The sequence below is a fragment of the Candidatus Merdisoma sp. JLR.KK011 genome (assembly GCF_036941125.1).
In the GTDB taxonomy this organism is placed as follows: domain Bacteria; phylum Bacillota; class Clostridia; order Lachnospirales; family Lachnospiraceae; genus Laedolimicola.
On record NZ_JAYWSZ010000006.1, the window covers coordinates 1 to 26,046 of the forward strand.

29 protein-coding genes and 1 tRNA gene are annotated in these 26,046 nt (G+C 48.7%); 29 read left to right on the forward strand and 1 reads right to left on the reverse strand.

The genetic code is table 11. The features are described from left to right. From VV089_RS23520 to tnpA, 12 genes are all read left to right on the forward strand, one after another. A partial coding sequence (locus VV089_RS23520; protein ID WP_334337637.1) for a hypothetical protein occupies positions 1-1,191 on the forward strand: 1,191 nt, incomplete at its 5' end. A 401-nt stretch (positions 1,192-1,592) separates the two neighbouring features. Continuing rightward, positions 1,593-2,987 (forward strand): RNA-directed DNA polymerase, encoded by a 1,395-nt coding sequence (locus VV089_RS23525; protein WP_334337623.1) that lies wholly within the window; start codon positions 1,593-1,595, stop codon positions 2,985-2,987. Further along, positions 2,977-3,126, forward strand: a complete 150-nt coding sequence (locus VV089_RS23530; RefSeq protein ID WP_172528642.1) for a hypothetical protein — start codon at positions 2,977-2,979, stop codon at positions 3,124-3,126. The genes VV089_RS23525 and VV089_RS23530 overlap by 11 nt, the downstream gene beginning before the upstream one ends. Continuing rightward, positions 3,126-3,278 (forward strand): XkdX family protein, encoded by a 153-nt coding sequence (locus VV089_RS23535; RefSeq protein WP_160568796.1) that lies wholly within the window; start codon positions 3,126-3,128, stop codon positions 3,276-3,278. The genes VV089_RS23530 and VV089_RS23535 overlap by 1 nt, the downstream gene beginning before the upstream one ends. After that, on the forward strand, positions 3,275-3,499 hold the full coding sequence (locus VV089_RS23540; protein WP_172528641.1) for a hypothetical protein: 225 nt from the start codon (positions 3,275-3,277) through the stop codon (positions 3,497-3,499). Before VV089_RS23535 ends, VV089_RS23540 begins: the two co-directional genes overlap by 4 nt. 3 nt (positions 3,500-3,502) lie before the next feature. Then, entirely contained in the window at positions 3,503-3,805 is a 303-nt protein-coding gene (locus VV089_RS23545) for a hypothetical protein (protein WP_160568800.1), read from the forward strand. A 51-nt stretch (positions 3,806-3,856) separates the two neighbouring features. Beyond that, entirely contained in the window at positions 3,857-4,207 is a 351-nt protein-coding gene (locus tag VV089_RS23550) for a hypothetical protein (RefSeq protein WP_334337622.1), read from the forward strand. A gap of 2 nt (positions 4,208-4,209) precedes the next feature. Beyond that, complete coding sequence (locus tag VV089_RS23555; RefSeq protein WP_172528640.1) at positions 4,210-4,599, forward strand: hypothetical protein; 390 nt, start codon at positions 4,210-4,212, stop codon at positions 4,597-4,599. Further along, positions 4,596-5,408 carry an SH3 domain-containing protein gene (locus tag VV089_RS23560; protein ID WP_172528639.1) on the forward strand — a complete coding sequence of 271 codons (813 nt, stop codon included), beginning with the start codon at positions 4,596-4,598 and terminating at the stop codon, positions 5,406-5,408. The genes VV089_RS23555 and VV089_RS23560 overlap by 4 nt, the downstream gene beginning before the upstream one ends. A gap of 13 nt (positions 5,409-5,421) precedes the next feature. Next, entirely contained in the window at positions 5,422-6,024 is a 603-nt protein-coding gene (locus VV089_RS23565; protein ID WP_334337638.1) for a hypothetical protein, read from the forward strand. 437 nt (positions 6,025-6,461) lie between these two features. Continuing rightward, positions 6,462-6,968, forward strand: coding sequence for a type III toxin-antitoxin system CptIN family toxin (gene cptIN, locus VV089_RS23570; RefSeq protein WP_334337639.1), 507 nt, complete (start codon positions 6,462-6,464; stop codon positions 6,966-6,968). 90 nt (positions 6,969-7,058) lie between these two features. Continuing rightward, positions 7,059-7,487, forward strand: a complete 429-nt coding sequence (tnpA, locus tag VV089_RS23575) for an IS200/IS605 family transposase (protein ID WP_334337640.1) — start codon at positions 7,059-7,061, stop codon at positions 7,485-7,487. Positions 7,488-7,707: 220 nt separating this feature from the next. On the opposite strand, the gene VV089_RS23580 is transcribed toward tnpA, so the two are convergent. Then, positions 7,708-7,778, reverse strand: a tRNA-Gly gene (locus VV089_RS23580). Between the two features lie 359 nt (positions 7,779-8,137). Between VV089_RS23580 and VV089_RS23585 the strand changes: the two genes are divergently transcribed. From VV089_RS23585 to VV089_RS23665, 17 genes are all read left to right on the forward strand, one after another. Further along, a complete protein-coding gene (locus tag VV089_RS23585) occupies positions 8,138-9,016 on the forward strand; it encodes an aldose 1-epimerase family protein (RefSeq protein WP_334337641.1) in 879 nt (292 codons plus the stop codon). Between the two features lie 73 nt (positions 9,017-9,089). Continuing rightward, positions 9,090-10,568, forward strand: a complete 1,479-nt coding sequence (locus VV089_RS23590) for a UDP-N-acetylmuramoyl-L-alanyl-D-glutamate--2,6-diaminopimelate ligase (protein WP_334337642.1) — start codon at positions 9,090-9,092, stop codon at positions 10,566-10,568. A gap of 31 nt (positions 10,569-10,599) precedes the next feature. Beyond that, positions 10,600-12,834: a replication restart helicase PriA gene (gene priA / locus VV089_RS23595; RefSeq protein WP_334337643.1), complete on the forward strand. Its 2,235-nt coding sequence runs from the start codon at positions 10,600-10,602 to the stop codon at positions 12,832-12,834. 87 nt (positions 12,835-12,921) lie between these two features. Then, the gene (gene def / locus VV089_RS23600) at positions 12,922-13,395 is read left to right on the forward strand and encodes a peptide deformylase (RefSeq protein ID WP_172542891.1); all 474 of its coding nucleotides are present in this window, start codon (positions 12,922-12,924) and stop codon (positions 13,393-13,395) included. A 5-nt stretch (positions 13,396-13,400) separates the two neighbouring features. After that, positions 13,401-14,333: a methionyl-tRNA formyltransferase gene (fmt, locus tag VV089_RS23605; RefSeq protein ID WP_334337644.1), complete on the forward strand. Its 933-nt coding sequence runs from the start codon at positions 13,401-13,403 to the stop codon at positions 14,331-14,333. Between the two features lie 28 nt (positions 14,334-14,361). Next, positions 14,362-15,069, forward strand: coding sequence for a zinc metallopeptidase (locus VV089_RS23610; protein WP_172542893.1), 708 nt, complete (start codon positions 14,362-14,364; stop codon positions 15,067-15,069). Then, positions 15,062-16,417 carry a 16S rRNA (cytosine(967)-C(5))-methyltransferase RsmB gene (gene rsmB, locus VV089_RS23615; protein WP_334337645.1) on the forward strand — a complete coding sequence of 452 codons (1,356 nt, stop codon included), beginning with the start codon at positions 15,062-15,064 and terminating at the stop codon, positions 16,415-16,417. The genes VV089_RS23610 and rsmB overlap by 8 nt, the downstream gene beginning before the upstream one ends. Positions 16,418-16,450: 33 nt before the next feature. Continuing rightward, on the forward strand, positions 16,451-17,491 hold the full coding sequence (gene rlmN, locus VV089_RS23620; RefSeq protein ID WP_172542895.1) for a 23S rRNA (adenine(2503)-C(2))-methyltransferase RlmN: 1,041 nt from the start codon (positions 16,451-16,453) through the stop codon (positions 17,489-17,491). A 19-nt stretch (positions 17,492-17,510) separates the two neighbouring features. Continuing rightward, positions 17,511-18,230 (forward strand): Stp1/IreP family PP2C-type Ser/Thr phosphatase, encoded by a 720-nt coding sequence (locus VV089_RS23625; RefSeq protein WP_172542906.1) that lies wholly within the window; start codon positions 17,511-17,513, stop codon positions 18,228-18,230. Then, entirely contained in the window at positions 18,227-20,695 is a 2,469-nt protein-coding gene (pknB, locus tag VV089_RS23630) for a Stk1 family PASTA domain-containing Ser/Thr kinase (RefSeq protein ID WP_334337646.1), read from the forward strand. The genes VV089_RS23625 and pknB overlap by 4 nt, the downstream gene beginning before the upstream one ends. A gap of 9 nt (positions 20,696-20,704) precedes the next feature. After that, a complete protein-coding gene (gene rsgA / locus VV089_RS23635; RefSeq protein ID WP_172542897.1) occupies positions 20,705-21,583 on the forward strand; it encodes a ribosome small subunit-dependent GTPase A in 879 nt (292 codons plus the stop codon). A gap of 2 nt (positions 21,584-21,585) precedes the next feature. After that, positions 21,586-22,239, forward strand: a complete 654-nt coding sequence (rpe, locus tag VV089_RS23640) for a ribulose-phosphate 3-epimerase (RefSeq protein ID WP_334337647.1) — start codon at positions 21,586-21,588, stop codon at positions 22,237-22,239. Further along, positions 22,236-22,889, forward strand: coding sequence for a thiamine diphosphokinase (locus VV089_RS23645; protein WP_172542899.1), 654 nt, complete (start codon positions 22,236-22,238; stop codon positions 22,887-22,889). Before rpe ends, VV089_RS23645 begins: the two co-directional genes overlap by 4 nt. Positions 22,890-23,224: 335 nt before the next feature. Continuing rightward, positions 23,225-23,452, forward strand: coding sequence for an HPr family phosphocarrier protein (locus VV089_RS23650; protein ID WP_172542900.1), 228 nt, complete (start codon positions 23,225-23,227; stop codon positions 23,450-23,452). Between the two features lie 344 nt (positions 23,453-23,796). Next, positions 23,797-24,507 carry a LytR/AlgR family response regulator transcription factor gene (locus VV089_RS23655; protein WP_172542901.1) on the forward strand — a complete coding sequence of 237 codons (711 nt, stop codon included), beginning with the start codon at positions 23,797-23,799 and terminating at the stop codon, positions 24,505-24,507. Positions 24,508-24,651: 144 nt separating this feature from the next. Continuing rightward, positions 24,652-25,803, forward strand: coding sequence for an ATP-binding protein (locus VV089_RS23660; RefSeq protein WP_334337830.1), 1,152 nt, complete (start codon positions 24,652-24,654; stop codon positions 25,801-25,803). An 18-nt stretch (positions 25,804-25,821) separates the two neighbouring features. Continuing rightward, positions 25,822-25,962 carry a hypothetical protein gene (locus tag VV089_RS23665; RefSeq protein WP_172542903.1) on the forward strand — a complete coding sequence of 47 codons (141 nt, stop codon included), beginning with the start codon at positions 25,822-25,824 and terminating at the stop codon, positions 25,960-25,962. Positions 25,963-26,046 lie beyond the last annotated feature (84 nt).

A 26,046-nucleotide genomic window follows, 5' to 3' on the forward strand; every position in this document is an offset into this window, starting at 1 on the left:
GAGATTCTTTCAAAGACAAATCAAATCATCGAGGCGGGAAAGGCAAAGCCGAAAAGATACGGCATGAGAATCAACCGCCTTGACAGCAATCCGGCGACCCGTGTGAAATATGTCCTTGATGCGGTAGGGATGACACCTGCGGGGATGAACTACTCCGGAGGCGGATTCGATTATGGAGACTGGGGAGACATTTGGTTCGTGAAGAACAACCGCCCCGTCATGCTGCGGACAGACGGAACGGTGGACTATGAACTCAACCATGAGAACCACGCATTGAAATTGACAGGCGGTGCGTCCGATATTGCAAAGACATCATACGGAGGGAACGCAATGTCTGAAATCCCTCTGATTTGGGTCAAGCGGTATTCCATAGCAAATTATGATTATGTGATTTTCTGCGAAACGCAGTACGATGACACATACAAGGCATACGCCCACACGGACGCAGACGGGAACATCCTGCCCGTGACTTATTTCCCGATGTATGAGGGGGCGGTCATCAATAACCGGATGCGTTCCCTGTCCGGTCAGACACCGACAGCGTCGCAGACGGACGCACAGGAAACCACGGCAGCGCAGCAGAACGGCGACCGATGGGATAAATTATCGTTTTCGGAAATCAGTCTCATGTATGAAATGTGTACCATGATTTCATGCAGCACAAACTCACAAACAAAATTCGGGAATGGGTGCAGCAGTTCAGACACTTTCCTCCAAACGGGAACGCTCAACGGGAAAGGACAGTTTTTCGGCAGCACATCCACGACGGCAGCGGTTAAAGTGTTCTATTGCGAGAACTTTTTCGGGAATTACTGGAAACGGCTGCGGGGGCTGCTGCTGATTAACGGCGTGTACCACATCAAGCCCGTTCCTCCCTACAATTCAGTGGGAACGGGGTACATCAACACGGGAATGACCGTGGGCGGTACATCCGGAGGATATATCTCACGGATGGAACTTGCGTCAGACATCGGCAGGATTCCGACCGTTGTGTCCGGAAGTGAGACCACATACGAATGTGACGGGTGTTGGTTCAACAATGCGATTGTCGCTGTTGCCCTGTTCGGTGGCGCCCGTGGCAACGGGTCGAGGTGCGGTTTGTCGTGCTGGGCTGTGGACAGCCCTGCGCGGGACGTGATCACGCACATCGTGGCGAGCCTTTCTTGTAAACCACCTGTGCAAGCTGCGTAAGCAGCAGGGGGGAACGGGGGGAGCCATCCCCCCGCAAAGGGAGGTTCGGAGGGCTTGCCCTCCGAGTGTTCCAGAGATTTTAGGATTTCCACGATAGTGGAAACACGGCGCATTTTACGCACAAACGAAAATTTTTGTGATAAAATCTCCGTCATGAATCAAAAGCCGATGACCCGACGTGACAGGGGATTCGGTGTGCGTCCTTGCCCTGTTCGGTGGCAACCGTGGCAACGGGTCGAAGTGCGGTTTGTCGTACTGGAATGTGAACAACCCTGCGACGAACGTGAACACGAACATCGTGGCGAGCCAATCTTATCAATGACGGAGCGTATAACCAAAAGCACACCGTTTCCCTACACCGCAGGGCGTTGAAATACGCCTAACCAGTGGAAATTGTACCGATGCAGGCAGGGGCGAGTAAGTTCAGACAGAAAGTCCTTGAGGTGATAAGAAAGATGGGTAAAAAGTCCGTCAATAACCTGTATAAGCCCATGTTAGAGCATGGCAATGTTGAGAAGAAATTTCACACGGCAGCACGGGGGAAAAGCAACCGACCGGATGTCGCTGCGATATTGAATCCGGACAACATTCAAACACACGTCAATGTGGTCATCGAGCAGTTATCCAATACCGCACCGGAGGGGTACAACGTACCCTGTCCGGAACGGGCATGGAAACCGACGAACCACGGGAAAGTCAGAATCAACGAGGGAACGACGAAAAAGGCAAGGGATATTGAAAAGCCACGATACAATTATGAGCAGGTCGTTCATCATATTGTGGTATCTGCCTGTTATGAAATATTCATGCAGGGGATGTATGAGTTTTCATGCGGGAGCGTTCCGCACAGGGGCGCACACTACGGAAAGAAGTACATCGAAAAGTGGATAAAGACAGACGGGAAGAACTGCAAATATATCCTCAAGATGGATATTCGGCACTTTTTCGAGAGCGTTGACCACGGCGTATTGAAAGAATGGCTTGCAAAGAAAATCAGAGACAAAAGGATGTTGCACATCCTCAATCTGATTATAGACGGGGCGGGGAATCCCGCAGGGGATGACCAGAAAGATGTCAAGGGTTTGCCGTTGGGGTTCTACACGTCACAGTGGCTTGCAAATTTCATGTTGCAGCCTCTTGACCATTACATAAAAGAGGAACTCCGTGCGGTGCATTATATCCGGTACATGGATGATATGGTCGTGTTCGGGAGGAATAAAAAAGAATTACACCGGATGCAGCAGTCAATCGCCCTGTTTCTGCGGGATAGGTTCAACCTTGAAATGAAAGGAAACTGGCAGGTGTTCCGGTTCGAGTACGTCGAGCGGAAAACCGGAAAGGTGAAAGGGCGACCGCTTGATTTCATGGGGTTCGAGTTCCACAAGGACAGGACAATCTTGAGGGAATCCATCATGTTAAGCTGCACAAGGAAAGTGAACAGGGTGTCAAAGAAAGATGTCATCACATGGTATGACGCAACGGCTATCCTGTCATATATGGGCTATCTCACACATACGGACACCTATCAAATGTATTTGCAGCGGGTCAAGCCACATGTGAACGTAAAGAAGTTAAAAAAGATAGTAAGCAAACACTCAAAAAGAGAGGAGAAAAAGAAACGTGAAAGAATGGAGAGAAGTGTTCGGAACGGAGACGGAGAGACCGGAGGAGTTCGACACGCAGCAGTCGCCGACAACGGTGTATCAGAGACGGAACATAAAACGGGAGACAAGGGCAGAACCGGACGGAACAAAAGTGACCGGATGGCTGCGGGAGGAGCGGGAGTTGACGATTGAGGAATATCATCAGATGGCACTCATGCAGCAGGTCGTCGCAGAGAACACGCAGGGAATCGTCGCATCCGTCACGGAGTTTCAGAAAGGGGCGGTCATCGACGAGTACACAATGCAGTTGATTGAGGAGGGAATCATCTAATGAGAATACTTGCGGAAAGCATCAAACGGTTGTATGTCGGCGAAAAGCTGACAAAAGCACAGGTCGCCGAACGTGTGCAGAAAGGAAGTATTTCAGCGGAGGAATATGCCTACATCACCGGAGAGGAATATCCGGACGGTGAGGGCGCATGACAACGCTTGAAATAATCTCACGGTTATGTGGCATAACGACCGGATTGTCTGAAATCGTGAGGAAACAGCAGGAAACCATTGAACGCTCAAAGGTCGAGGAGGCGGTCAAAGAGGAACTCCGTCAGATGGTGGACGGGGCAGAAAGGGAACTGGATGTCATGGAGTATCATTTGCGGAGAATCGTTGACACCGACGACGTTGAGGCGTTCGGAAAGGAGTAGACGTTGACGGTTGAAATCTCACTTTTGTTGTCCGGAATCTCTGTTGCTGCTGCAATCTTTTTCGGCATTTCCTCAAAGAACAGGAATGAACGGAAAGACACGGAGCAGGAGACGGAGGACAGGGCATCAACACACACGCTTTTGATGACAAAACTTGAGAATATTGCGGACGATGTCAAGGACATCAAACGTGATTACCGTGAGACCAACGCAGAGGTGCAGAACCTCCGTGAAAGGGTCGTGGCGGTGGAGCAGTCATTGAAAAGTTATCACAAGAGACTGGACGGGGCAAAATCCGACCAATAACAGGAGGGCGGGAAACAGGCAGGAATCAACGGCACGTTTGGAGGAACAAAAATGAGGATGACCAAGAGCGAGCGTCGCAGATACATCCGGCATCGGAAAAAGATGGAGCGGATGGCATTGCGGGCAGCGGAAAAGAAAGAAAAGGTCTCCGGTCAGTTCATGAATCGTGTTGTGATTGCGATGATTCTTGCAGCTTTTATCTTTACAGTCGTGATGATATTTGTGTTTGTGAGAACAGGGTCAGAGCCGTCCACGCTGATTGAAAATGTATTCAGATTTCTTTCAGTCGAGGGCGGGGCAATGGCACTCATAAAATCCGTTAAGACGGTAACAAGAAAGAGGTCAGACAGAGAATCAGAAATACAACATGAGAACGAGCCGGAGCAATGTGAGGAGGAATGACAATGAAATTCATCACGGAGAACTGGTTTGTGCTTGTGGCATTTGCAGCGGTGGCAGCAGCGGGAGGGTATGCGGTATATACTTTCGTGAAAATGCCGACCGACAAGCAGTTGAAAAAGGTGAGGGAATGGCTGCTCTATGCGGTCACGAAAGCAGAAAAGGAACTGGGAGGTGGTACGGGTCAAATCAAACTGCGGTATGTATACGACATGTTCGTGGCAAGGTTCACATGGCTTGCACAGGTGATCTCTTTTGAAATGTTCAGCATGATGGTTGACGAGGCACTTGAGAAAATGAAAGGGATGCTTGAAAGCAACAAGGCGATGCAGGAACTTGTGAACGGAAAACCGGAGGGTGATTTCGGCAATGGAGAAACGGAGGGGATGAAATGATTTCAAACTGCGGACATGATGAAAATAACAGATACAAGGGCGGGAAAGCGGGAGACCAGACCGGAGGGGAATGGGCGTTGATTAAGTGGAATAACCGCCAGTGGAAATGCGTTCTCCGTCATCCGGATGCGAAAGTCCGGAAAATGATTTCGGATATGGCGACGGCAGCAGCAAAGAACAATAAAATCGGATATGACCAAAGTGAACGGTATACCTTTTGGCAGCATTTGAAAGCGAGCGGTTACGACCCCGCAGGAATCACGGTCGCTTGCGAGGCTGATTGCAGTTCCGGCGTGGCTGCAATCGTAAAGGCTGCGGGTTATCGTTTGGGAATCCAAAAGCTGAAAGATGTGAGCATTTATTGTTATACCGGAAATCTGCGGGCAGCTTTAAAGGCTGCGGGGTTCGAGGTATTGACAGAAAGCAAATATCTGACAGGCGATGCGTATCTGCTTGAGGGCGACATCCTGCTCAATGATTCCTGCCATACCGCAACGAACGTGACGACGGGGGCAAAGGCAACAACGACGGAGCAGACCGCATCAAACGGGGCAACGGTCGTCACAAAGGTTGACGCTGCCCAGGGCAAGGATAAGAGCCTCACCGGAACGTATGAGGTCACAGCGTCGGACTTTTTGTCTCTGCGGGCAGGGGCAGGAACGGGCAAGACGGAGATTGAAAAGATGCAGCACGGGGAAAAGGTTCAGTGTTATGGGTATTATACGGACGTTTCCGGCGTGAAATGGCTCTATGTGGTCTATAAGGGAATCACGGGATTTTGCTCAAGCAAATATCTGAAAAAGAAATAAGGAGGACGGATTCATGTTATATTATTTAGGCAAGGGAACGGAGTTCAAGAAAGAGGAGTGCAAGGAATACAAGACCATCGAGGGGGCGTTGCGGGCAGCAGCAAAGGACGAGGCGTTCGTGGTATGGGATGAAAACGGAAAGGTCGTCGGAGGGCTGACCGACAATGTTCCGGAGGGGGCATTGAAAACAAATCCGGACGGCAGTGTTCCGGCGTTTGATAAAAGCGGTCATCCGGTCGGAACGGTGGACGCAGAGACGGCGCAGAAAGCCACCGGAGAGGGCGCAGAGACCGCCACAGACGGGCAGAACGGGGCAGAGCCGGAAAAGAGTACACCGGAGACCGAAAACGCCGGAAATGGGGCAAATACAGAGCCGGAGGAAAGCGAGACAATCATTCCGCAGGGAACAATGAGAGTGACGGTGATTTGCGACGGAACACTCAATTTGAGACGTTCGGCAGAATGGGGGAACGAAAATATTTGCGGTCGTGCATCACGGGGGCAGTCATATTATGTGAAAGCGATTCATACAGTACAGGGAAAGAAGATGGTGCAGACGATTGATGACGTTTATCTGTCCGGACAGTCTGAACATGTACAGTTTGAGCAGTTATAAAATCCCATAAGTGGAGACGCAAAGACGGTCATGTGGTACAATCAAGGCAATGCGAGAGTGTATGAGTGGGTTTGGATAACTGACACGTAACTGACAAATTGCTTGAAAATGCCGTATTTTAGGCATTTGGAACTATCCAAGAGATAGGAAAACGGAGTATCAAATATGGATTTCAATCCCCAGAACTTATACGTTTTGGGGATTTTGTCTGGTTTTTGTATAAAATGCCAGTAGATATTTATCAGAAAATGAGTATAATATAAGTAAGAAGTTCAGTTGAACCTCTTACTATTCTGCCGGAACTGCATATCGGCATTTATAGAAAAGGTGCAGATACAAATATTTTTCGCTACCCAGCGAGCGACTAATAAATGGCTGGGATACAAATATTTGTGCTCCGCTGCTTAGCGGAGCATTTTTTGTACATAGGAGATATTTTGAATACGGGTAATTTTTATTTTATCAAAGATGAGTATTATAAGAGGTTTCCCAAATGTGGATTAATGGGAAATAAGGATAGTGATGAGGCAGGAGTGCATGGGAGACCTTGTTTCTATTGTTTTGAGATGGATGGATATTTTTGGATGGTGCCTATATCATCTAAAACGGAAAAATATAAGGCATTATATGAGGAGAAGAAAAAGAGATATAAGGAATATGATGGTTTACGATTTGGATATGTAAATGGAAAGTACAGAGCTTTTTTAATACAGAATGTATGTCCAGTGAGTGAAGAATATATTGACTGTCAGTATATGATTGAAAACAATACTGTGCCTGTTAAGATAAATGATGAACTGTCAGCAGAAATAAATGGTATTGTGAGAAAGGTAATCAGGCTAAATAAAAGAGGAATCAGGATTGTTTTGACGGACATAAATAATATTTTGAATGGGTTGAATGAAAACACCAATCCCCCAGCTATGCTGGGGAGAATAGAGTAAGCCGTAGCAAAGAGGATACCTTAAAAAAGCCTCCTATGCTAATATGAGAAAGGTGTCGCAAGCCAATCTCAAGAATAGGAGGCGGTCCAAATGGACAGTAAAAGTTTATCACATACAAGATGGAAATGCCAGTACCATATTGTATTTATACCTAAATACCGAAAAAAGAAATTATTCGGTCAGTTGAAGCTCGATGTACGAGAAATAATAAGTACATTATGCAGATACAAGGGAGTAGAAATAATAGAAGGAGCAGTGTGTGCCGACCATGTACACATATGCGTAAGTATTCCGCCAAAGCTAAGTGTTTCAAATTTTATGGGATACCTAAAGGGGAAGAGTACGCTAATGATATATGACAGGCATCCGGAGCAACAAAGCAAATGGAATAAAGCATTTTGGGCAAGAGGGTATTATGTAGCAACGGTAGGAAATGTAACAGAGGATGCCATAAAAAAATATATCCGGGATCAGTCAGAAGAGTCCCAAAAAGAAGAAAGTGAGGGAGCCGCTTTTTAGCGGAGGCAAGTAGTATAAGCTTGCGATACCCGCCTTTCAGGCGAGCAGCAACAGAGCCCTTGGGGGCGTTTTTCAAACCCCCACTTGAAGTGGGGGTTGGTGATTAGATAGAATATTTGCGGAAAGTGTTCCCAAATGTATATTCCAATATGGAAACAAAATTTGTCACGGAATTTGTCATGGAAATGCAAAAGCACCGCAAATACGGTGCTTTTGCGACAGCAGATAACGGGAATCGAACCCGCCTCCCCAGCTTGGGAAGCTGGTGTTCTACCAATGAACTATATCTGCGTATGTTCCTATTATAACACAAGAAATCCAGAAATCAAGATCAAAATTTAGAAAGAAAAAAGCGCCCGGGGGAACCAGGCGCTTTTTCCTTTCTTATGAGGGGGGAGATAGTGATGTTTAAATCAACTATCTGCATTTATTATAATATCCAAATGTGTTCAAAGTATGTCCATTTTCTAAAAGAATGCTAAAAAAATTGCACAAAAATTAAAATGTCCTTAAGACAAACGAAAATACCATGGAAGGATTGGAAAAAAAGTACAGAGTGTGGTATACTAGCAAAGAACAGTTCGGGGCACATCTGGCGCTCTTGTCTTGTTCAAGGATTAAGCAGAATAAACACAGGGAGGATAAGACAAGTGTCTGCAATACGCATAGTAGAAAACGAACAATTAAAGGTTTGTGTCAGTGATCACGGAGCAGAGCTTTGCAGTATTTTCGATAAGAAGACGGGCAGGGAAGCAGTCTGGACGGCAGATCCGGCATATTGGAACCGTCATGCGCCGGTGCTGTTTCCCTTTGTGGGAAAGGTGACGGGAGGCTTTTACACCTATGAAGGGCAGAGATACCCTATGGGGCAGCACGGCTTTGCCAGAGACCGCGAATTTCTTTTCCTGGATGCCGACGGAAGTACCATCCGGCACCGCCTTGTGTCTGATGAGGAGAGCCGTAAAGTGTATCCCTTTGATTTTGAATTGGAAATCGTGCATAAACTGGAGGGAAACTGTGTAACAGTAGAATGGAAGGTAAATAATCCGGGAGAGAAGCGGATGTATTTTTCCATTGGCGGCCATCCGGGCTTTTGTGTGAGCCAAAATGCGGGAAGCCGTGTGGTGTTTGAGGGGAAAGAATCTTTAAGCCGCGTGGCCATTGATTTGGAAACGGCAGGAGTGGACGTGGAACATCCGGAAACCTTGAATTTAGTTCAAGGAGCATACCAGGTGGACGAACATACCTTTGATCGGGATGCGTTGATTTTTGATCACGGCCAGGTGAAGCAGGTAAGCCTGGAAGAAGCCGACGGGACACGCCTGGTAACCATGCGCTGCCCGGATGCTTTAAGCGTGGGGATCTGGTCTCCGGTAGGAAAGCAGGCGCCCTTCATCTGCCTGGAACCATGGATTGGCAGATGTGACAACAGCGGTTTCACAGGAGAATTAAAGGATAAATTCGACATACAGAGTCTTGAGCCGGGAGAAAGCTTTGAGACTGCGTATGATTTAGTGATAGGGGAGTAAGGGTGGCTGAAAATTGATTTCATATGGGTGTACTTTGAGGAATATTACGGGACTTTTAATAGGAGGCTGAAATATGCGTGCAGTAAGGGAATTGCTAAAAGATCTGGACTACGAGGTCATAAAAGGAAGCATAGACATCAATGTAAACGATCTTGTCTACAATACAGCAAAGGTCACGAAGGAATGTCTTTTTGTATGCATAAAAGGCATGGCCTTTGACAGCCATGACGCAGCAGCCCAGGCAGCCGATGCCGGTGCAGTTGTAATCGTGGCCGAGCGCCCGGTAGAGGTGCCGGAAGGGATCACGGTCGTCCGGGTTAAGGATACCCGGTATGCCCTTGCCCTTATTTCAGAAGCGTATTTCGACTATCCGGCGAAAAAACTGAAAGTCATCGGAATCACGGGAACCAAGGGAAAGACCACAACCGCCTTTATGATACGTTCGATACTGGAGCATGCAGGAATCTCCACAGGCCTTATCGGAACCATAGAGACGATTATCGGAGACCGCCATATTCCGGCGGACAATACAACACCGGAATCCTATGCCATTCAAGAGGACTTTGCCCAGATGATCGCGGCAGGCTGCAAGGTAGTTGTGATGGAGGTATCTTCCCAGGGACTGAAGCTTCACCGGACGGCCGGAATAGAGTTTGACCTGGGCATCTTTACAAACCTTGCCCCGGATCATATCGGGCCGGGAGAGCATGAGAGCTTTGAGGAATATCTGGAGTGCAAAAGCCGCCTCTTCCGCCAGTGTAAAGCTGGAATTGCAAATATCGACGATGCATACTTTGAGAAAGTGCTGGAAGGCCATACCTGCCGGCTAGAAACCTACGGATTTTCCCAAGAGGCCGATTTGCGCGCCTCCCAAATGAAGCTTATCAGCCGCCCGGGATATCTGGGCGCGGCCTACCAGGCGGAGGGTCTGGCTGACTTCCCGGTGGAAATCGATCTTCCCGGAAAATTCAGCGTGTACAATTCCCTGGTAGCCATTGCAGTGTGCCGCCATTTTGATATTTCAAAAGAGGATATGCTGGAAGCTTTAAAGGCTGCAAAGACAAAGGGCAGGATTGAGAAAATCGAAGTATCCGATGAATTTACCTTGATGATAGATTATGCTCACAATGCCATGAGCCTGGAAAGCATTCTTACTACTTTAAAAGAATATAATCCAAAGCGCCTGGTGTGCCTGTTCGGCTGCGGCGGCAACCGTTCCAGGCTGCGGCGTTTTGAGATGGGAGAGGTGTCAGGCCGTCTGGCGGATCTGACGGTAATCACCTCCGACAATCCCAGGTTTGAGGAGCCCCAGGCGATTATAGACGATATAAAAACAGGAATCGAAAAGACCAGCGGCGCTTATGTAGAGATTATAGATAGGAAGGAAGCCATCCGCTATGTGATTGAGCATGGCCGTCCGGGGGACGTTATTGTACTGGCCGGCAAGGGCCATGAGGATTACCAGGAGATACGGGGCGTGAAGTATCCCATGGATGAACGGGTGCTGATCCGGGAGGTATTGGAGGAGCTGGCACAGGAAGAAAAGAGATAGGCAGTATGGATATGGCAGAAAGAGGTGGATTGTGGCCCGTTATGCCAATGTGATTGTAGATATTTCCATGGAAAAATTGGATAAAACCTTTCAGTACCGGATTCCCGAGGAACTGAAAGGAGTACTTGCCGTGGGGATGCAGGTGGTTGTCCCTTTTGGAAACGGGGCGCGCACCCTCACAGGCTATGTAGTAGAGCTGACGGATGTCTGTGAATTTGATCCTTTGCGGACAAAGGAGATTAAGGAGATTTCGAAAAAGGGAGTTTCCCTGGAGGGGCAGATGATTTCCCTGGCCCAGTGGATGCGCGGCACCTACGGGGCGACTATGAATCAAGCATTAAAGACAGTGCTTCCGGTTCGGAAAAAGGTACAGGAAAAGACGAGAAAGAGGCTGGTGCGTACGATCTCCCTGGAGGAAGCACAGACTTACCTGAAGCTCTTTGAACAAAAGCACCAGACAGCCAGGCTGCGCCTGCTGGCAGCCTTGATGGATACGCCGCAGCTTGATTACCGCCTGGCGGCAGAGCAGCTTCATCTGACGGCCCCTACCATAAAAAAGCTGGAGGAAATGGGGATTCTGAAGGTGGAGACAGAGACGATGTTCCGCAATCCGGTCAAAAGATCCGAGCTTTGCCCTCATCCCTTTGATCTGACACAGCAGCAGCAGGAGATCGTAGATGATATTCAGAAACGTCTGGCAGAGGGAGACAAGCGCCCCTCCCTGATTCACGGAGTTACAGGCAGCGGAAAAACAGCCGTTTATCTGGAACTGATCGGAAAGGTTCTGGAGCAGGGCAGGGAAGCCATTGTGCTGATCCCCGAGATTGCGCTGACCTTTCAGACAGCTCTTCGATTTTATAAGCGTTTCGGGGATCAGGTTTCCATTATCAATTCCCGGCTGTCTGCCGGAGAACGGTACGATCAGTTTGAACGGGCGAAACGCGGAGAGGTAAAGGTTATGATTGGCCCCAGATCTGCGCTGTTTACGCCTTTTCGGAATCTGGGAATGATTGTAATTGACGAGGAGCACGAGGCCAGCTATAAGAGCGAGACGGCGCCGCGGTATCATGCCAGAGAGACGGCTGTTGAACGGGCGCGGATGGCGGATGCCATTGTGGTTCTTGGTTCGGCCACGCCCTCGGTGGAATCTTATGATAACGCACAGAATGGAACATACTGTTTATATAAACTGAAGCAGCGGATTTTCGGACAGACCCTGCCTTCGGTGGAGATTGTAGATCTCAGGCAGGAATTAAAGGAAGGCAACCGCTCCATTTTAAGCCGGAAGCTCAGACAATTAATGGAAGAGCGTTTAAATAAAGGCCAGCAAATCATGCTGTTTTTAAATCGGAGAGGTTACGCGGGCTTTGTTTCTTGCAGAGCCTGCGGACATGTGTTAAAATGTCCCCATTGTGATGTGTCTTTGTCCCTCCATACAGGAGGACGCATGATCTGCCATTACTGCGGCTACGAAGAGCAGGCAGAGAAAGCGTGCCCCTCCTGCGGCTCCCCTTACATCGGGGCTTTCCGGGCAGGAACCCAGCAGGTGGCGGAGGTTGTGCAGAGAGAATTTCCCAAGGCAAGGGTTCTGCGGATGGACATGGATACAACCAAGAATAAGGATGGCCACGAAAAGATTCTGGAAGCATTTTCCGAGGGAAGGGCAGATGTTCTGGTAGGAACACAGATGATTGTAAAAGGCCATGATTTTCCGGCAGTGACGCTGGTGGGGGTTCTGGCAGCAGATTTGTCTCTCTATACCAGCGATTACCGGGCGTCTGAGCGGACGTTTCAGCTGTTGACCCAGTCGGCAGGCCGGGCTGGGAGGGGTAGGGAAGAGGGGACTGCGGTGATTCAGACCTACAGCCCGGGGCATTACAGCATTGAGACTGCGGCGGCCCAGGATTATGAATTGTTTTTTGAAAAAGAGCTTGCTTACCGCCGGCTGATGGAATATCCGCCCACAGCATATCTTCTGGCAGTCTATCTCTCCCATGGAGAAAAAGAAGCTCTGGAGGAAAGAGCGGGAAGCCTGAAAGAGATACTTGGGAAGCTGGCAGGAGAGAAGGCCGTACAGATCATCGGCCCTGCGGACGCCTATGTGGCAAAGGTAAAAGACATCTACCGGAAGGTGGTTTATCTAAAAGGAAGGGAATTGAAGGAGCTTACAAAGCTCAAAGGAGAATTGGAGGCCGTTGTGCAGCAGAGAGAAGAGCTGCAGCAGCTGAATATACAGTTTGATATGAATCCCATGAATGGATTTTAAAATATTATAGCGTTTCATACCAGTGCGCCGAAGGGACTTTGCCCTTTAGTGCCATCGCGCAGCGATTTAAAATAGGAGGATTAGGAAATGGCAATCAGAAAAATACGGCAGTTAGGGGACGAGATTCTGCGTAAAAAGTGCAGGGAGGTTCCGGAAATGACTGCCAAGCTGAAGGAGCTTGTTGAGGACATGTATGATACCATGTATGAAGCGGAAGGAGTGGGCCTGGCGGCGCCCCAGGTGGGAATTTTAAAACGCATCGTTGTGATAGATGTGGACGGAACTCCCTACACCATGGTCAATCCCAGAATTCTGGAGACCAGGGATACGCAGGAAGGAAGCGAGGGCTGCTTAAGCGTTCCCGGAAAAGCGGGAGAGGTGCTCCGGCCCGCCTTTGTGAAAGCAGAAGCATGGAATGAAAATATGGAGCATTACGTAGTGGAGGCAGACGGCTATCTGGCAAGAGCCATCTGCCATGAGCTGGATCATCTGGAAGGCATCGTTTACGTGGATAAGGTAGAAGGCGAGCTCTATGATGTGGAGCCGGAAGACGAGGAGTAAAGGGTATGAAAATAATTTTTATGGGAACGCCGGATTTCGCCGTGGGGACGCTGGAAGCTCTGGTGAAAGCCGGACATGAGATTACTCTGGTTGTCTCCCAGCCGGACCGGCCAAAAGGCAGGGGCCATGAGCTGGTTCCCACGCCGGTAAAGGCGGCGGCCCTGGCACACAAGCTTCCTGTTTATCAGCCGGCAAGGATCCGCCGGGAGGATGCGGTGGAGAGGCTTCGTGATACCGAGGCGGACGTGATTGTGGCAGCGGCTTTCGGCCAGCTGATTCCCAAGGCTGTTTTGGAAATGAAGCGGTATGGCTGCATCAATGTCCACGGCTCTCTGCTTCCGAAGTACCGGGGCGCGGCTCCCATCCAGTGGGCAGTCATTGACGGGGAAGAGGAAAGCGGCATTACCATTATGCAGATGGATGAGGGACTGGACACAGGGGATATGCTGCTGAAGGCTTCTATCCCCCTTGAGCCCAAGGAGACCGGAGGAAGCCTGTTTGACAAGCTGAGCGCATTGGGAGCTTCCCTCTGCGTGACGGCTCTTGAAAAGCTGGAGGCAGGAGAGCTTAAGCCGGAAAAGCAGGGGGAACCGCCTACCGATTACGCCCGGATGCTGACAAAGGAAATGGGGGAACTGGATTGGGCCAGACCGGCAGCAGAGCTGGAGCGTCTGATACGGGGATTGAATCCCTGGCCCAGCGCCTACACCAGGCTTTCCGGCAAGACCGTAAAGATCTGGGACGCAGATGTATGTGAGGAGGAACAGGCGGGAAGAGCCTTAGGGGAGATAGTGAGGGTTACAAAGGATGCTGTCTATGTGGCCTGCGGACAGGGGCTTCTTAAAATCAATGAGCTTCAGCTGCAGGGAAAGAAACGTATGGATACAGCGGCATTCCTAAGAGGATACCGGCTGGAGGAAGGAAGCATTTTCCAATAAGGAAAAATGCCAGGAAAGGAGATAAAACATGCCTTATTACGGATATGGTTACTATTTTGACCCCACATATATTCTTGTGCTGATTGGATTGGCGATTTCGCTGATTGCATCTGGAAAGGTTAAGGGGACTTATGCAAAGTACAGCAAGGTGCGCAGCCGTTCCGGTATGACCGGGGCCCAGGCGGCAGATCGGATTTTGAAATCAGCGGGCCTTTACGAGGTGCGCATTGAGCACATTGCAGGCAGTCTCACCGATCACTACGATCCCAGAACCAAGGTGCTGCGTCTGTCGGATTCCGTCTATGGTTCCGCTTCGGTGGCGGCCATCGGCGTGGCGGCCCATGAGTGCGGCCATGCCATCCAGGACGATCATTCCTATGCGCCTCTGCGGATCCGCAATTCCCTGGTGCCCGTGGCAAATATCGGAACCCAGGCAGCCTGGCCCATTATTCTGGCGGGACTTTTCCTGGGGAGCTCTTCTTTTTTGATTAATCTGGGAATTCTGCTGTTTTCCCTGGGCGTGCTGTTTCAGCTTGTCACCCTGCCGGTGGAGTTCGACGCTTCCGCCCGGGCCATCCGGATTCTGGGAGATTCGGGAATCCTCTATGAGGAGGAAGTGAAGCAGACAAGAAAAGTCTTGAGCGCAGCGGCTATGACTTATGTGGCGGCAGCAGCGGCCTCCATCTTATCGCTTCTCAGGCTTTTGATATTGTTTGGAGGAAGAAGCCGTGACTGAGGGACCGGACTGCAGGGAGCTGGCCCTTGGGATTTTGATGGAGGTAACCAGGCAGGAGGAGTACAGCCACATTGCCATCCGGAATGTGCTGGAGAAATACCAGTATCTGGGCAAGCAGGAGAGGGCTTTTCTGACCCGTCTGACGGAAGGAACCCTGGAATGGATGCTCCACCTGGATTATATCATCAACCAGTTTTCCAGTGTCCGGGTCAATAAGATGAAGCCGGTCATCCGCAATCTTCTCAGGATGTCCGTTTACCAGTTAAAATTTATGGACGGCGTTCCGGCTTCTGCGGTCTGCAATGAGGCCGTAAAGCTGGCTGGGAAAAAGAGCTTTCGGAATCTTAAGGGTTTCGTGAACGGCGTTCTGCGCGCCATTGCAAGGAATCTGTCCCAGGTATCTTATCCGGATCCTGCGGATAAGCGTGCTTACCTGTCAGTGATGTATTCCATGCCGGAGTGGATTGTGGAGGACTGGCTGGCTTGGTATGGGCCGGATACAACGGAGCAGATTTTGAAGGCCTTTCTGGAAAAGGAGCCTCTCTCTATCCGCACGAACCTGGCAAAGGTAAGTCCCAAGGAGCTGAAAGACCGTCTGGAAAGCCAGGGAATTGCGGTTTCAAAGGCCGCCTGGCCTGAGTATGCCCTGCGGATAGAGCAATATAATTACCTGGGGGCAATTCCGGAATTTCGGGAAGGGCTGTTCCAGGTTCAGGATGTGAGCTCCATGCTTGCAGTGGAAGCGGCAAAGCCCAGGGAGGGAGACGTATGCATCGATGTGTGCGCAGCTCCCGGAGGAAAGAGCTTTCATCTGGCAGAAAAGCTTGGGGGCACAGGCAGAGTGGAGGCCCGGGATCTGACGGAATATAAGACAGAGCTCATTCGGGAAAACGGGGAACGCTTAGGAGCCGGGAACCTGATTATCCGCCAGTGGGATGCCTGCGTCCTCCATGAAGAATCTGTGGAGACTGCCGATCTGGTTTTAGCCGATCTGCCCTGCTCCGGCCTTGGAGTGCTGGGGAAAAAGACGGATCTGAAATACCGGATGACCAGAGAGCAGCAGGAAGACCTGGCCGGGCTTCAAAGAAGGATTCTTGGGATCGTGCAGGCTTATGTAAAGCCGGGGGGAACACTGATTTACAGTACCTGCACCATCAATCCGGGAGAAAACGAGAAAAATGCAGCCTGGTTTCTGGAGCATTTTCCTTTTGAGGCGGTACCCCTTAAGGACTGCCTTCCAGCCGAGCTTGTCAGTGCGGCGGGAGACGGGGGAATGCTCCAGCTTTTGCCGGGAGTTCACGGCTGCGACGGGTTTTTCATTGCAAAATTCAGAAAAAAAGCGGGATAGTTTCGTGAAAAGCGGTTGAAGGAATCGAATACAATGGAACAGACAGACATAAAGTCCCTGACCTTGACGGAGCTTTGGGAGGAGTTTCAAGGCCGGGGAGAGAAAGCCTTCCGTGCAGATCAGGTCTATCAGTGGATGCATGAAAAGCTGGCAGAGGACATCTCCAGGATGAGCAATCTGCCAAAAGCTTTTCGGGAATGGCTGGAAAAGGAATATGAATACGTTACTTTGGAGATCGTAGAAATACAGAGATCAAAACTGGACGGCACCTGTAAGTACTTGTTCCGTCTGCCGGACGGCCATGTGATTGAGAGCGTACTGATGCGGTATCGCCATGGAAATTCCGTCTGCATTTCTTCCCAGGCCGGCTGCCGGATGGGCTGCCGTTTCTGCGCCTCCGCCATCGGAGGGCTTAAGCGGAACCTGCGGCCTTCGGAGATGTTGGAGCAGATATACCGGATACAGCAGGACTGCGGTGAGCGGGTATCCAATGTGGTTGTCATGGGCACGGGAGAGCCTCTGGATAATTATGACAATCTGGTGCGGTTTATCCGGCTTTTGTCCCATGAAAAAGGGCTGAATATCAGCCAGAGAAGCATCACGGTATCCACCTGCGGCATTGTGCCGGGGATACGGGCCCTGGCAGAGGAGGAGCTGTCCGTGACGCTGGCTCTGTCCCTTCACGCCGTCACCCAGGAGAAAAGGCGGGAGCTGATGCCCATAGCAAACCGTTATGAGCTGAAAGAGGTTCTGGATGCCTGCGGTTATTATTTTCAAAAGACAGGCAGGAGGCTGACCTTTGAGTACAGCCTGGTGCAGGGAGTGAACGACAGCAGAGAGGACGCAAAGGCTCTTGCAGCCCTGGCAGGCCCCCTTCATGCCCATGTCAATCTGATCCCGGTAAATCCTGTCACAGAGCGTGATTTTGTGCAGCCAGGGGAAAAAATTATAGACAATTTCAAAAAAAATCTTGAAAAATGCGGGATTAATGCTACACTTAGGAGAGAGATGGGCCGTGATATAGACGGCGCCTGCGGACAGCTTCGCAGAAAATATTTGAAAGGAGGAGAATGATTTGCTTAGGGCATATGGAATGAAGGATGTGGGCCGATGTCGGGACACAAACCAGGATTACATTTTTATTTCAGAAAAACCGGTCGGTAATTTACCCAATCTCTTCCTTGTGGCGGATGGAATGGGCGGTCACAAAGCAGGCGATCTGGCCTCGGAGTATACAGTTTTCCGGATTCGGGAAGCAGTCGAAAAAAGTATGCGGAAAATTCCCCTACAGATTTTTAAAAGTGCATTTCAGTATGCGAACCAGAAGCTGCTGGAAAAGGCCCGGGAGTCCAGAGCCTATAAGGGCATGGGGACGACCCTGGTTGCGGTTACAGTGATAGAGAACCGGGTTTATGCGGCCAATATCGGCGACAGCCGTCTTTACAAGGCGGGGGATACCATGGAACAGATTACGACGGATCACTCTCTGGTAGAAGAGATGGTGCGTCTGGGAGAGATTACAAGAGAGGAAGCAAGGAATCATCCGGAAAAGAATATTATAACCAGAGCTATCGGCGCATCAGGACAGGCGGAACCAGACTTTTTTGATACGTATCTGGAGCCGGGGGAATGCCTGCTGCTGTGCTCTGACGGCCTGAGCAATATGGTAGAGGATGCTCAGATTATGGAGATTCTGAAAAGGAGAAAGGATCTTCGGTCCTGTGCACAGGAACTGGTGGATACAGCGAACCAGAACGGCGGGAGAGATAATATTGCAGTCGTGCTGGTAGAACGGGATGAGGTGATAAGATGATTAGATTAGGTATGTTTTTGGGAGACCGTTATGAGATTCTGCAGAAAATCGGTTCCGGCGGTATGGCAGAGGTTTTTAAGGGCAAGGATCATAAGCTGAACCGTTTTGTGGCAGTGAAGGTTCTGAAGGATGAATTTGTGGAGGACAAGAATTTTGTCCGCAAGTTCAAAGAGGAAGCCCAGGCAGCAGCCGGCCTGGCCCATCCCAATATTGTAAATGTGTACGACGTAGGGGATGAGCAGAATATCAACTACATTGTTATGGAGCTGGTGGAAGGCATTACCCTTAAGACTTACATTGAAAAGAAGGGAAGGCTGACGGTGAAGGAGGCTACCAGCATTGCCATTCAGATGGGAGCCGGGCTGGAGCTTGCACATAACAATCAGATTGTACATCGGGATATTAAGCCTCAGAACATCATTATTTCCAGGGAAGGCAAGGTGAAGGTGACGGATTTCGGAATCGCAAAGTCGGTTTCCTCCAACACCAATACTTCCGATGCCATGGGTTCCGTGCACTATACCTCCCCGGAGCAGGCCAGAGGCGGCTACAGCGATGCCAAGAGCGATATTTATTCCCTGGGCATTGTGATGTATGAGATGGTTACGGGACGCGTTCCCTTTGACGGGGAGACCACGGTCGTGGTTGCAGTGAAGCATCTCCAGGAGGATATCGTATCTCCCAGGGTCTATGCCTCGGATATTCCCGTGAGCCTGGAGCATATTATTCTGAAATGTACGGAGAAGAGCCCGGATCGCCGGTATGCCAGCGTGGCTGATCTGACGGCAGACTTAAAGCAGTCTTTGGTTACGCCGGATGTGAATTTTGTGAAGGAGATTCTTCCGGACGGGGCAAAAACCGTTGCCATAACCAGGGATGACATCAGCAAGATCAAGCAGGAGACCGGGAGGATTTCTCTTGGACGAGGAGCGAAGCACGCTTATCCGGAGGACTTCGGGGAGGATGATGAAGAGCTCTTTGAGGACGGCGATTACGACGACGATGACTATGATGACTATGACGATGACGATTACGATGATGACGATTACGACGATGATGATTACGATGACGGCGAATACGATGAGGACGAGGATGACGATGACGACGGAGGCGTTTTAGACCCGAAGCTGGAAAAAATTATGACCATCGGCGGCATTGCGGCGGCAGTCATTATTATCATTATTATTTTCTTTATCATAGGGAAGATTTTCATCTTTGGCAAAACAGGTACAAAGCCGAAGGATGACAAGGAGCCTGAGATCGAGGATGTGCTGGACGGGGAAAAGGACAAGGAAGGGGAAGAGGCAGAGGTGCCGGATCTTTTGGGCAAGAGCTATTCCGAGGCCAAGGAAGCCTTGAACGGCCTGGGACTTGGAATCCAGCTTGGAGAGACGAGAGCTTCTTCCGACTATGAGCCGGGACAGATTATCGGACAGAGCGAGAAAGCCGGGACAAAGGTTGAGGCGAACACGACGGTTATTGTGGATATCTGCGGAGACGGAGAGGAGCTTACAGTGCCTGATGTGATCGGCCAGACGAAGGAGCGGGCAGTGAAGGCTCTGGAGGATATGGGCTTTACGGTAGACGTGACAGAGGCCTTTGACGAAAATACGGCTGAGGGAAACGTCATTTCCACCACGCCTAAGGCAGAGAGCAAGGAGAAGCGGGGCAGCGTGATCCGCGTGGTTGTAAGCAAGGGCAAGGAAGAGAAGGAAGAGGAAGTGAAGGTCCCGAAGATTAAAGGGCTTACCGAGGCCGAGGCCAAGGCGAAGCTTAAGAGTGAAGGCCTGGAATCGGGGACGGCGCGTTCCGCTTACAGTGATACGGTAGAGGAAGGACACATTATCTCCCAGAGCATCCAGGAAGGCACAAAGGTGCCGAAGGGAACGGCTGTCAGCTATGAGGTAAGTAAGGGGAAAGAGGTAAAAGAGATCTATATCGGAAATGCGGAACGGGACGGAAGCAGTGAAAATGCAGTGACCAATTATCTCACAGGCAAGGGACTGAAAGTATCCCGGTCAGAGCAGTACCATGACAGTGTGCCCAAGGGGAATGTGATTTCTTATTCGCCGGGCAACGGAAGTACGGTGACGGTTGGAAGCACGGTGAACGTGGTAGTGAGCCTTGGGCCGGAACCGGTAAAGACAGCTTCCGTACCGGGAGCAGGAGCCGATTTGAGTGAGATTACAGCCAGGGGATTTATTGTGGGAAGCCGCTCTTATGAGTATAGCGATTCCATTGCGAAGGATAAGATTATTTCCTGCAGTCCCTCTGGAACACAGAATCTGGGAACAACCATCAATGTGGTGCTCAGCAGCGGCCCTTGCGCCCATTCCAATATAGATGCAAGCGGAAAATGTACTACCTGTGGAAAAACAGGCTTTACGCCTCCCGCACCCGTGACGCCGCCGGCGGATACACAGCCAGCAAATCCGGATAGTACAAATACACCCGAGACAACGTAGCGGCGGCCTATGCAGGGAAAAATTATAAAGGGAATTGCCGGATTCTACTATGTCCACACAGCAGAATCCGGCATCTATGAATGTAAAGCAAAGGGGATCTTCCGGAATCAGAAGGTGAAGCCCCTGGTGGGCGACAATGTCCGACTGGCAGTCATCAGCAAGGAGGAGAAAACCGGGAATATCGAGGAGCTTCTTCCCAGAATGAACGCCCTTACCCGGCCCGCCGTGGCCAATATGGATCAGGCGCTGGTGATTTTTGCGGCGGCGAAGCCGAAGCCCAATTTTAATCTTCTGGATCGCTTTTTGATTCTGATGCAGTACCAGAAGGTGCCGGTGATTATCTGTTTCAATAAGCAGGATATGGCAGCGGAGGGCGAGCTGGGGCTTTTCAAGCAGATATACGAGGAAAGCGGCTGTCAGGTGCATTTTACCAGTGCGCTGGAACAAAGCGGCATGGAGGAGCTCAGAGGCTTTTTAAAGGGAAAGACAACGGCAGTGGCAGGGCCTTCCGGTGTGGGGAAGTCCTCACTGATCAACCTTCTCCAGCCGGAGGCGGCCATGGAGACAGGAGACATCAGCCGGAAGATTGAGAGAGGGCGGCATACCACCCGGCATTCGGAGCTGTTCGCTCTGGACGGGGACAGCTATATCTGTGATACGCCCGGCTTCAGTTCCATTTATCTGCCGGAGATTGAAAAAGAGGATTTGAGGGAATACTTTCCGGAATTTGCGGAGTATGAGCCTTATTGCCGGTTTCAAGGCTGCGTACATATCCATGAGCCGGACTGCAGGGTGAAAGAAGCCCTTGCAGAGAAGAAAATCAGCCAGGTGCGGTATGATAATTACAAATGCCTGTACCAGGAGCTAAAGGATAAAAGGAGGTATTAGCGATGAACAAGCTTGCACCGTCGATTCTTTCGGCCAATTTTGCCGCGCTGGGAGAGGATGTAAAAAAAGCAGAACGGTCGGGAGCCCAGTATCTGCATATTGATGTGATGGACGGAGCCTTTGTGCCCAGCCTTTCGCTGGGCTTTCCGGTGATTCAGTCTATCCGGAAGCTGACGGATATGGTCTTTGACGTGCACCTTATGATCTGTAATCCGGATCTGTATATTGCAGAGTTTGCCGCAGCCGGGGCAGATATTATTACAGTCCATGCAGAGGCATGTCCGCATCTGAACCGTACTGTTGCGTCTATCAAGGAGCAGGGAGTAAAGGCCGGCGTGGTTCTGAATCCCTCTACGCCTCTGACGGCCCTTGAGTATATTCTGGAGGATTTGGATATGGTTCTTCTTATGACTGTGAATCCGGGCTTTGGCGGACAGAAGTACATTGAAAGCTGTACAAAGAAGATTCGTGATCTGCGGAAAATGATAACAGACAGGGGACTGAATATTGACATTGAGGTAGACGGCGGAATCAAGCTCAGCAATGTGAAGAAGGTTCTGGAGGCCGGAGCCAATGTGATTGTGGCGGGCTCTGCTGTCTTTAGCGGCGATGTGGAGCAGAATGTAAAAGACTTTTTAGAGGTTTTAAATGCATGAGGGCTTTGATTGTAAGCGGGGGCAGGATCGATCCGGATTTTGCCCTTTCTTATTGCAAAAATAGAAAATATGACTGGGTAATTGGGGTGGATCGGGGGCTTAAGTTTTTATATGAGCATGGAATCCGTCCGACCCATGTGGTGGGGGATTTTGATTCGGCAGATCCCGGACTGGAAGCTTATTACCGGAAGCAGGAGGGAATCGAGATCCGCCGTTTCAATCCGGTGAAGGATTCTACGGACACCCAGATAGCCATTGAACTGGCCCTGGAGCTTGGAAGCGCCCGGATTGAGATTCTGGGAGGCACCGGGAGCCGTCTGGATCATGTGCTGGGCAATATTCAGAGTATGATGCTGGCAAAGAAAAGGGGAGCGGACTGTGTGATGGTGGATCCCAATAACCGGATTCGTCTGATAGAGGAAGATACCGTGATCAGAAGGGAGGAGCAGTACGGCCGTTTTGTATCGCTTGTTCCGCTGACTTCGGTTGTAGAAGGGGTGGAGCTGACGGGCTTTCAGTATCCCCTGCATAACTATACGTTTTCCAGTACAGAGAGCGCGGGCCTTGGGGTCAGCAATGAGATACTGGAGGAGGAGGCCCGGATTCATATGGAATCCGGCGTTTTGATACTGATTGAATCGCTGGATTAGCCTGCTTGCCAAGAGAGCGGCACAGCATTAGGAAATATTTGGCTTAATTTCCAGAGAAAAAGCTGTTTTTCCAGAGAAAAAATAGTCAGGAACAATTTTGATTTTTTTCAAATATTTTCAATCAGATCCGGAAAGAGGAAGTTCTGCATTTTTGAAACTGTAAAAAAGTCAGAGAACGAAAACCGGCCAAATTGTATATTTTTCATAAAAAGGGAGAAAATAGGGGTGAGAGGCAGGAAAGACAGGCAGGATTGACAAATGAAGCCCTTGCTGTCATAATACCTCCATTGAAACAACTATTGTTATCTGATTTTAAGTTTGAGGAGTGATGAAAAATGCAGGAAAGAAAGATTCGGTTAAATGCCACGGAAGATGTAAAGGAATTTGTAAACGGAGCAAGCCAGTGTGATTTTGATGTGGATGTCTCCTACAACCGGGTTCTGATTGATGCAAAGTCTATACTGGGTGTTCTGAGCCTGGATCTGAGCCGCGTGCTGACGGTCCGGTGCCATGGAGATAACGGCAGCTTCAATCGGGTTCTCGCAAAATTCGCAGCAGCTTAAAGTGGGACAACAGAGTAAGTGATAAGGAGAAGGGATCTGCCGGGGGCAGGTCTCTTTTGACGTTTACATAGGGAGAATGCTTTTTGAAGCCTTCTTTTTCTCTTTGTCGCCGTTTGCTTGCAGTATAAAAATAAAGTGTTTGTAAAGCGCGACAAAATGGTTTTGAGTGAAGGATATGGTGGAAATTCGAGGTCAAAAACAATCAATTAAAGGACAAATGCGCAAATATAGAGAGGGATGTGTTATAATTACCTTAATATTCCAGTGATTACGAGACAGAAATTAACATACAAAAAGATAAAATCTATCCCTTGAAACAGGGGAGGAAAGTTGAAGAAGATTTTATGCTTAAGATAGCAGTATTGGATGATCAGGACGAGTATGTAAAGCAGATCCGCGAACTGACAGCCCAGAGTATGCAGAACCTTGGTGTTCGGTATCGATTCAAGAAGTATAGCCAGGCCAGTCAGGTGCTCTCTGATTTGTTGGAAAAAGAATATTATGATATCTACCTCTTGGATGTGGAGATGCCGGATATGTCCGGGCTGGAGGTTGCAAGGCTTATCCGGAAAGAATGCTGGGGCCCGGTCATTATATACATTACGAATCATGTTGAATATGCAGTGGAAGCTTTTGAGGTAAATGCTTACCGTTACATTCCGAAAAGTATGCTGGAAGAGAAGCTTCCGGCCGCTTTTGCAGCTCTGGCTGCGCAGATGGACCAGGAGGAAGACGAGTATTATAAGGTAGAAAGAGGCTATCAGTTTGAAAGAATTCCCTACCAAGAGATCTACTATCTGAAAAAGGAAGAGAAGTATGTGCTGATTGTTCACAAGCGAGGACAGAGCCGGGTAAGGAAGACCCTGTCGGAAATGCTGGAGGAGCTTGGGGAAAGCGATTATTTTATCAAGATCGACAGAAGCTATGTGGTCAACGTTCTGCACATTATGTCCTTGAAGAATCAGCAGATTTTACTCCGTGACGGGAGCAGACTTCCTGTAGGCAAGCCAAGGCTGCAGGAGGTGAAGCAGAGAATTCTGGAATACTGGCGGTGATAACGGATGGTGCTGTTTTTATGCTATAGCCTTACACAGTTTATAGAGCAGTTTTTGGGGATCTGGATTCTGCATAAGGTGTATGCAGAGCCGAGGTTTCGGTCGAAAAGGATGATGATTCTGGGCGGAGGGCTCTTTTTGGGAGTGGCTCTTTTGTTTGTGTGGAATGCTTGGGAGTCATACATATCTAATCTTGTTGTTTTATTTGGTAATATTTTGTGGGCTTTTTTCTATTCTGTATATTTTAGATGCTCTTTTTATACGGCATATATTTGGGAAAACTTTTATAGCGTTATGGTTTCGCTTTTAAAAATGCCAATATTAATTTTAATGGGGCTATTACAACATAAAATTTTTTATGATGTAAATAGGGGAGAAAAGTGTTTTGCTGAGGTGTTTTGGTGCCTTTTAATAGAAGTTTTAATAATTGTATTGATTAAAAAGAAAAGCAACATTACAAAATTGCTGCGAATGTTGTTATCCAGATATAAAAGGCTTTTATTTGTTATTTTTTTAATAGAATGGTGTATGTTAACATATAGCATGTATTTAGGAGAACGAGGATTTGCATTCATTGATTTTGCATTGCATTTGATTTTTATTATATGTTCAGTTTTGTTGGCGCTTTATTTAATGTTGAATATTCTTTATCAGGAAATAAAGAGTGAAAATATCATGTTGGATGCAATACAGAATAATTTACAGAATCAAAATGATAAATTACAAGTTTTTTATAATCAAAATAATCGGCAGCTTCACGATGTAAAACATATTATGATTTATCTCAGAAATTGTTTAGAGAGTGGAAAGACGGAAGAGGCATTAACACAAGTTCGTGATTTTACTGATGATTTGATAGCAATGGAAAGGAAGGTGTGGACAGGATTTTCTTTTCTTGATTTTGTATTAAATAGTAAAAAGCTAGAGATGGATGAAAACAAAATAAAGTTCGAATTAGAAGTAGATTTATATCAGATACCTGTTAAGGATGCTGAGTTAGGTGTAGTGCTTGGAAATTTATTTGATAATGCTATTGAAGCCGCAAAAAAATGTGAGTTATCTAAAAGAAAAGTTTTTTTAAGAATTTGTAATCGAAATGACATGTTTTTATTGTGTTTATATAATACTAGTATTCAGGTGCCGTTAATGGTGGATGATAGATTTGTAACAACTAAAAAAGACAAATATGCTCATGGATTGGGGGTGGAAAGTGTAAAGCGTATTGTAGATAAATATAATGGGAATATAAGCTTTCAATACGATGATGAGCATTTTGAAGTTAATATTTTAATTTAGTAGGAGGTGTTAGTGATTATGAAGAATGAGAATGAAGCAATTGGCAACCTTTTGACCGAACTGGAAGAAACCGACAAAGTTGGTATTATGCCAGAAGAGGAAGGAACATATTCAATTACTGCCAATTATGGATCGTTTTTTACTTTATTATGCTGCTAGCATGCTGCGGCCCTTCGGGGCCGCATTTTGTATTTTACCGTAATAATCACGGTCAGAAAAACTTTTAAATTGTGTGCGGAAATA

Excerpts from the sequence above, each read along its gene's own strand:
- VV089_RS23525 (WP_334337623.1), top strand. The coding sequence starts at position 1,593 with ATGCAGGCAGGGGCGAGTAAGTTCAGACAGAAAGTCCTTGAGGTGATA.
- VV089_RS23535 (WP_160568796.1), top strand. The coding sequence starts at position 3,126 with ATGAGAATACTTGCGGAAAGCATCAAACGGTTGTATGTCGGCGAAAAG.
- VV089_RS23540 (WP_172528641.1), top strand. The coding sequence starts at position 3,275 with ATGACAACGCTTGAAATAATCTCACGGTTATGTGGCATAACGACCGGA.
- VV089_RS23550 (WP_334337622.1), top strand. The coding sequence starts at position 3,857 with ATGAGGATGACCAAGAGCGAGCGTCGCAGATACATCCGGCATCGGAAA.
- VV089_RS23555 (WP_172528640.1), top strand. The coding sequence starts at position 4,210 with ATGAAATTCATCACGGAGAACTGGTTTGTGCTTGTGGCATTTGCAGCG.
- VV089_RS23560 (WP_172528639.1), top strand. The coding sequence starts at position 4,596 with ATGATTTCAAACTGCGGACATGATGAAAATAACAGATACAAGGGCGGG.
- VV089_RS23565 (WP_334337638.1), top strand. The coding sequence starts at position 5,422 with ATGTTATATTATTTAGGCAAGGGAACGGAGTTCAAGAAAGAGGAGTGC.
- tnpA (WP_334337640.1), top strand. The coding sequence starts at position 7,059 with ATGGACAGTAAAAGTTTATCACATACAAGATGGAAATGCCAGTACCAT.
- VV089_RS23590 (WP_334337642.1), top strand. The coding sequence starts at position 9,090 with ATGCGTGCAGTAAGGGAATTGCTAAAAGATCTGGACTACGAGGTCATA.
- def (WP_172542891.1), top strand. The coding sequence starts at position 12,922 with ATGGCAATCAGAAAAATACGGCAGTTAGGGGACGAGATTCTGCGTAAA.
- fmt (WP_334337644.1), top strand. The coding sequence starts at position 13,401 with ATGAAAATAATTTTTATGGGAACGCCGGATTTCGCCGTGGGGACGCTG.
- VV089_RS23610 (WP_172542893.1), top strand. The coding sequence starts at position 14,362 with ATGCCTTATTACGGATATGGTTACTATTTTGACCCCACATATATTCTT.
- rlmN (WP_172542895.1), top strand. The coding sequence starts at position 16,451 with ATGGAACAGACAGACATAAAGTCCCTGACCTTGACGGAGCTTTGGGAG.
- VV089_RS23625 (WP_172542906.1), top strand. The coding sequence starts at position 17,511 with ATGAAGGATGTGGGCCGATGTCGGGACACAAACCAGGATTACATTTTT.
- pknB (WP_334337646.1), top strand. The coding sequence starts at position 18,227 with ATGATTAGATTAGGTATGTTTTTGGGAGACCGTTATGAGATTCTGCAG.
- rsgA (WP_172542897.1), top strand. The coding sequence starts at position 20,705 with ATGCAGGGAAAAATTATAAAGGGAATTGCCGGATTCTACTATGTCCAC.
- rpe (WP_334337647.1), top strand. The coding sequence starts at position 21,586 with ATGAACAAGCTTGCACCGTCGATTCTTTCGGCCAATTTTGCCGCGCTG.
- VV089_RS23645 (WP_172542899.1), top strand. The coding sequence starts at position 22,236 with ATGAGGGCTTTGATTGTAAGCGGGGGCAGGATCGATCCGGATTTTGCC.
- VV089_RS23650 (WP_172542900.1), top strand. The coding sequence starts at position 23,225 with ATGCAGGAAAGAAAGATTCGGTTAAATGCCACGGAAGATGTAAAGGAA.
- VV089_RS23655 (WP_172542901.1), top strand. The coding sequence starts at position 23,797 with ATGCTTAAGATAGCAGTATTGGATGATCAGGACGAGTATGTAAAGCAG.
- VV089_RS23665 (WP_172542903.1), top strand. The coding sequence starts at position 25,822 with ATGAAGAATGAGAATGAAGCAATTGGCAACCTTTTGACCGAACTGGAA.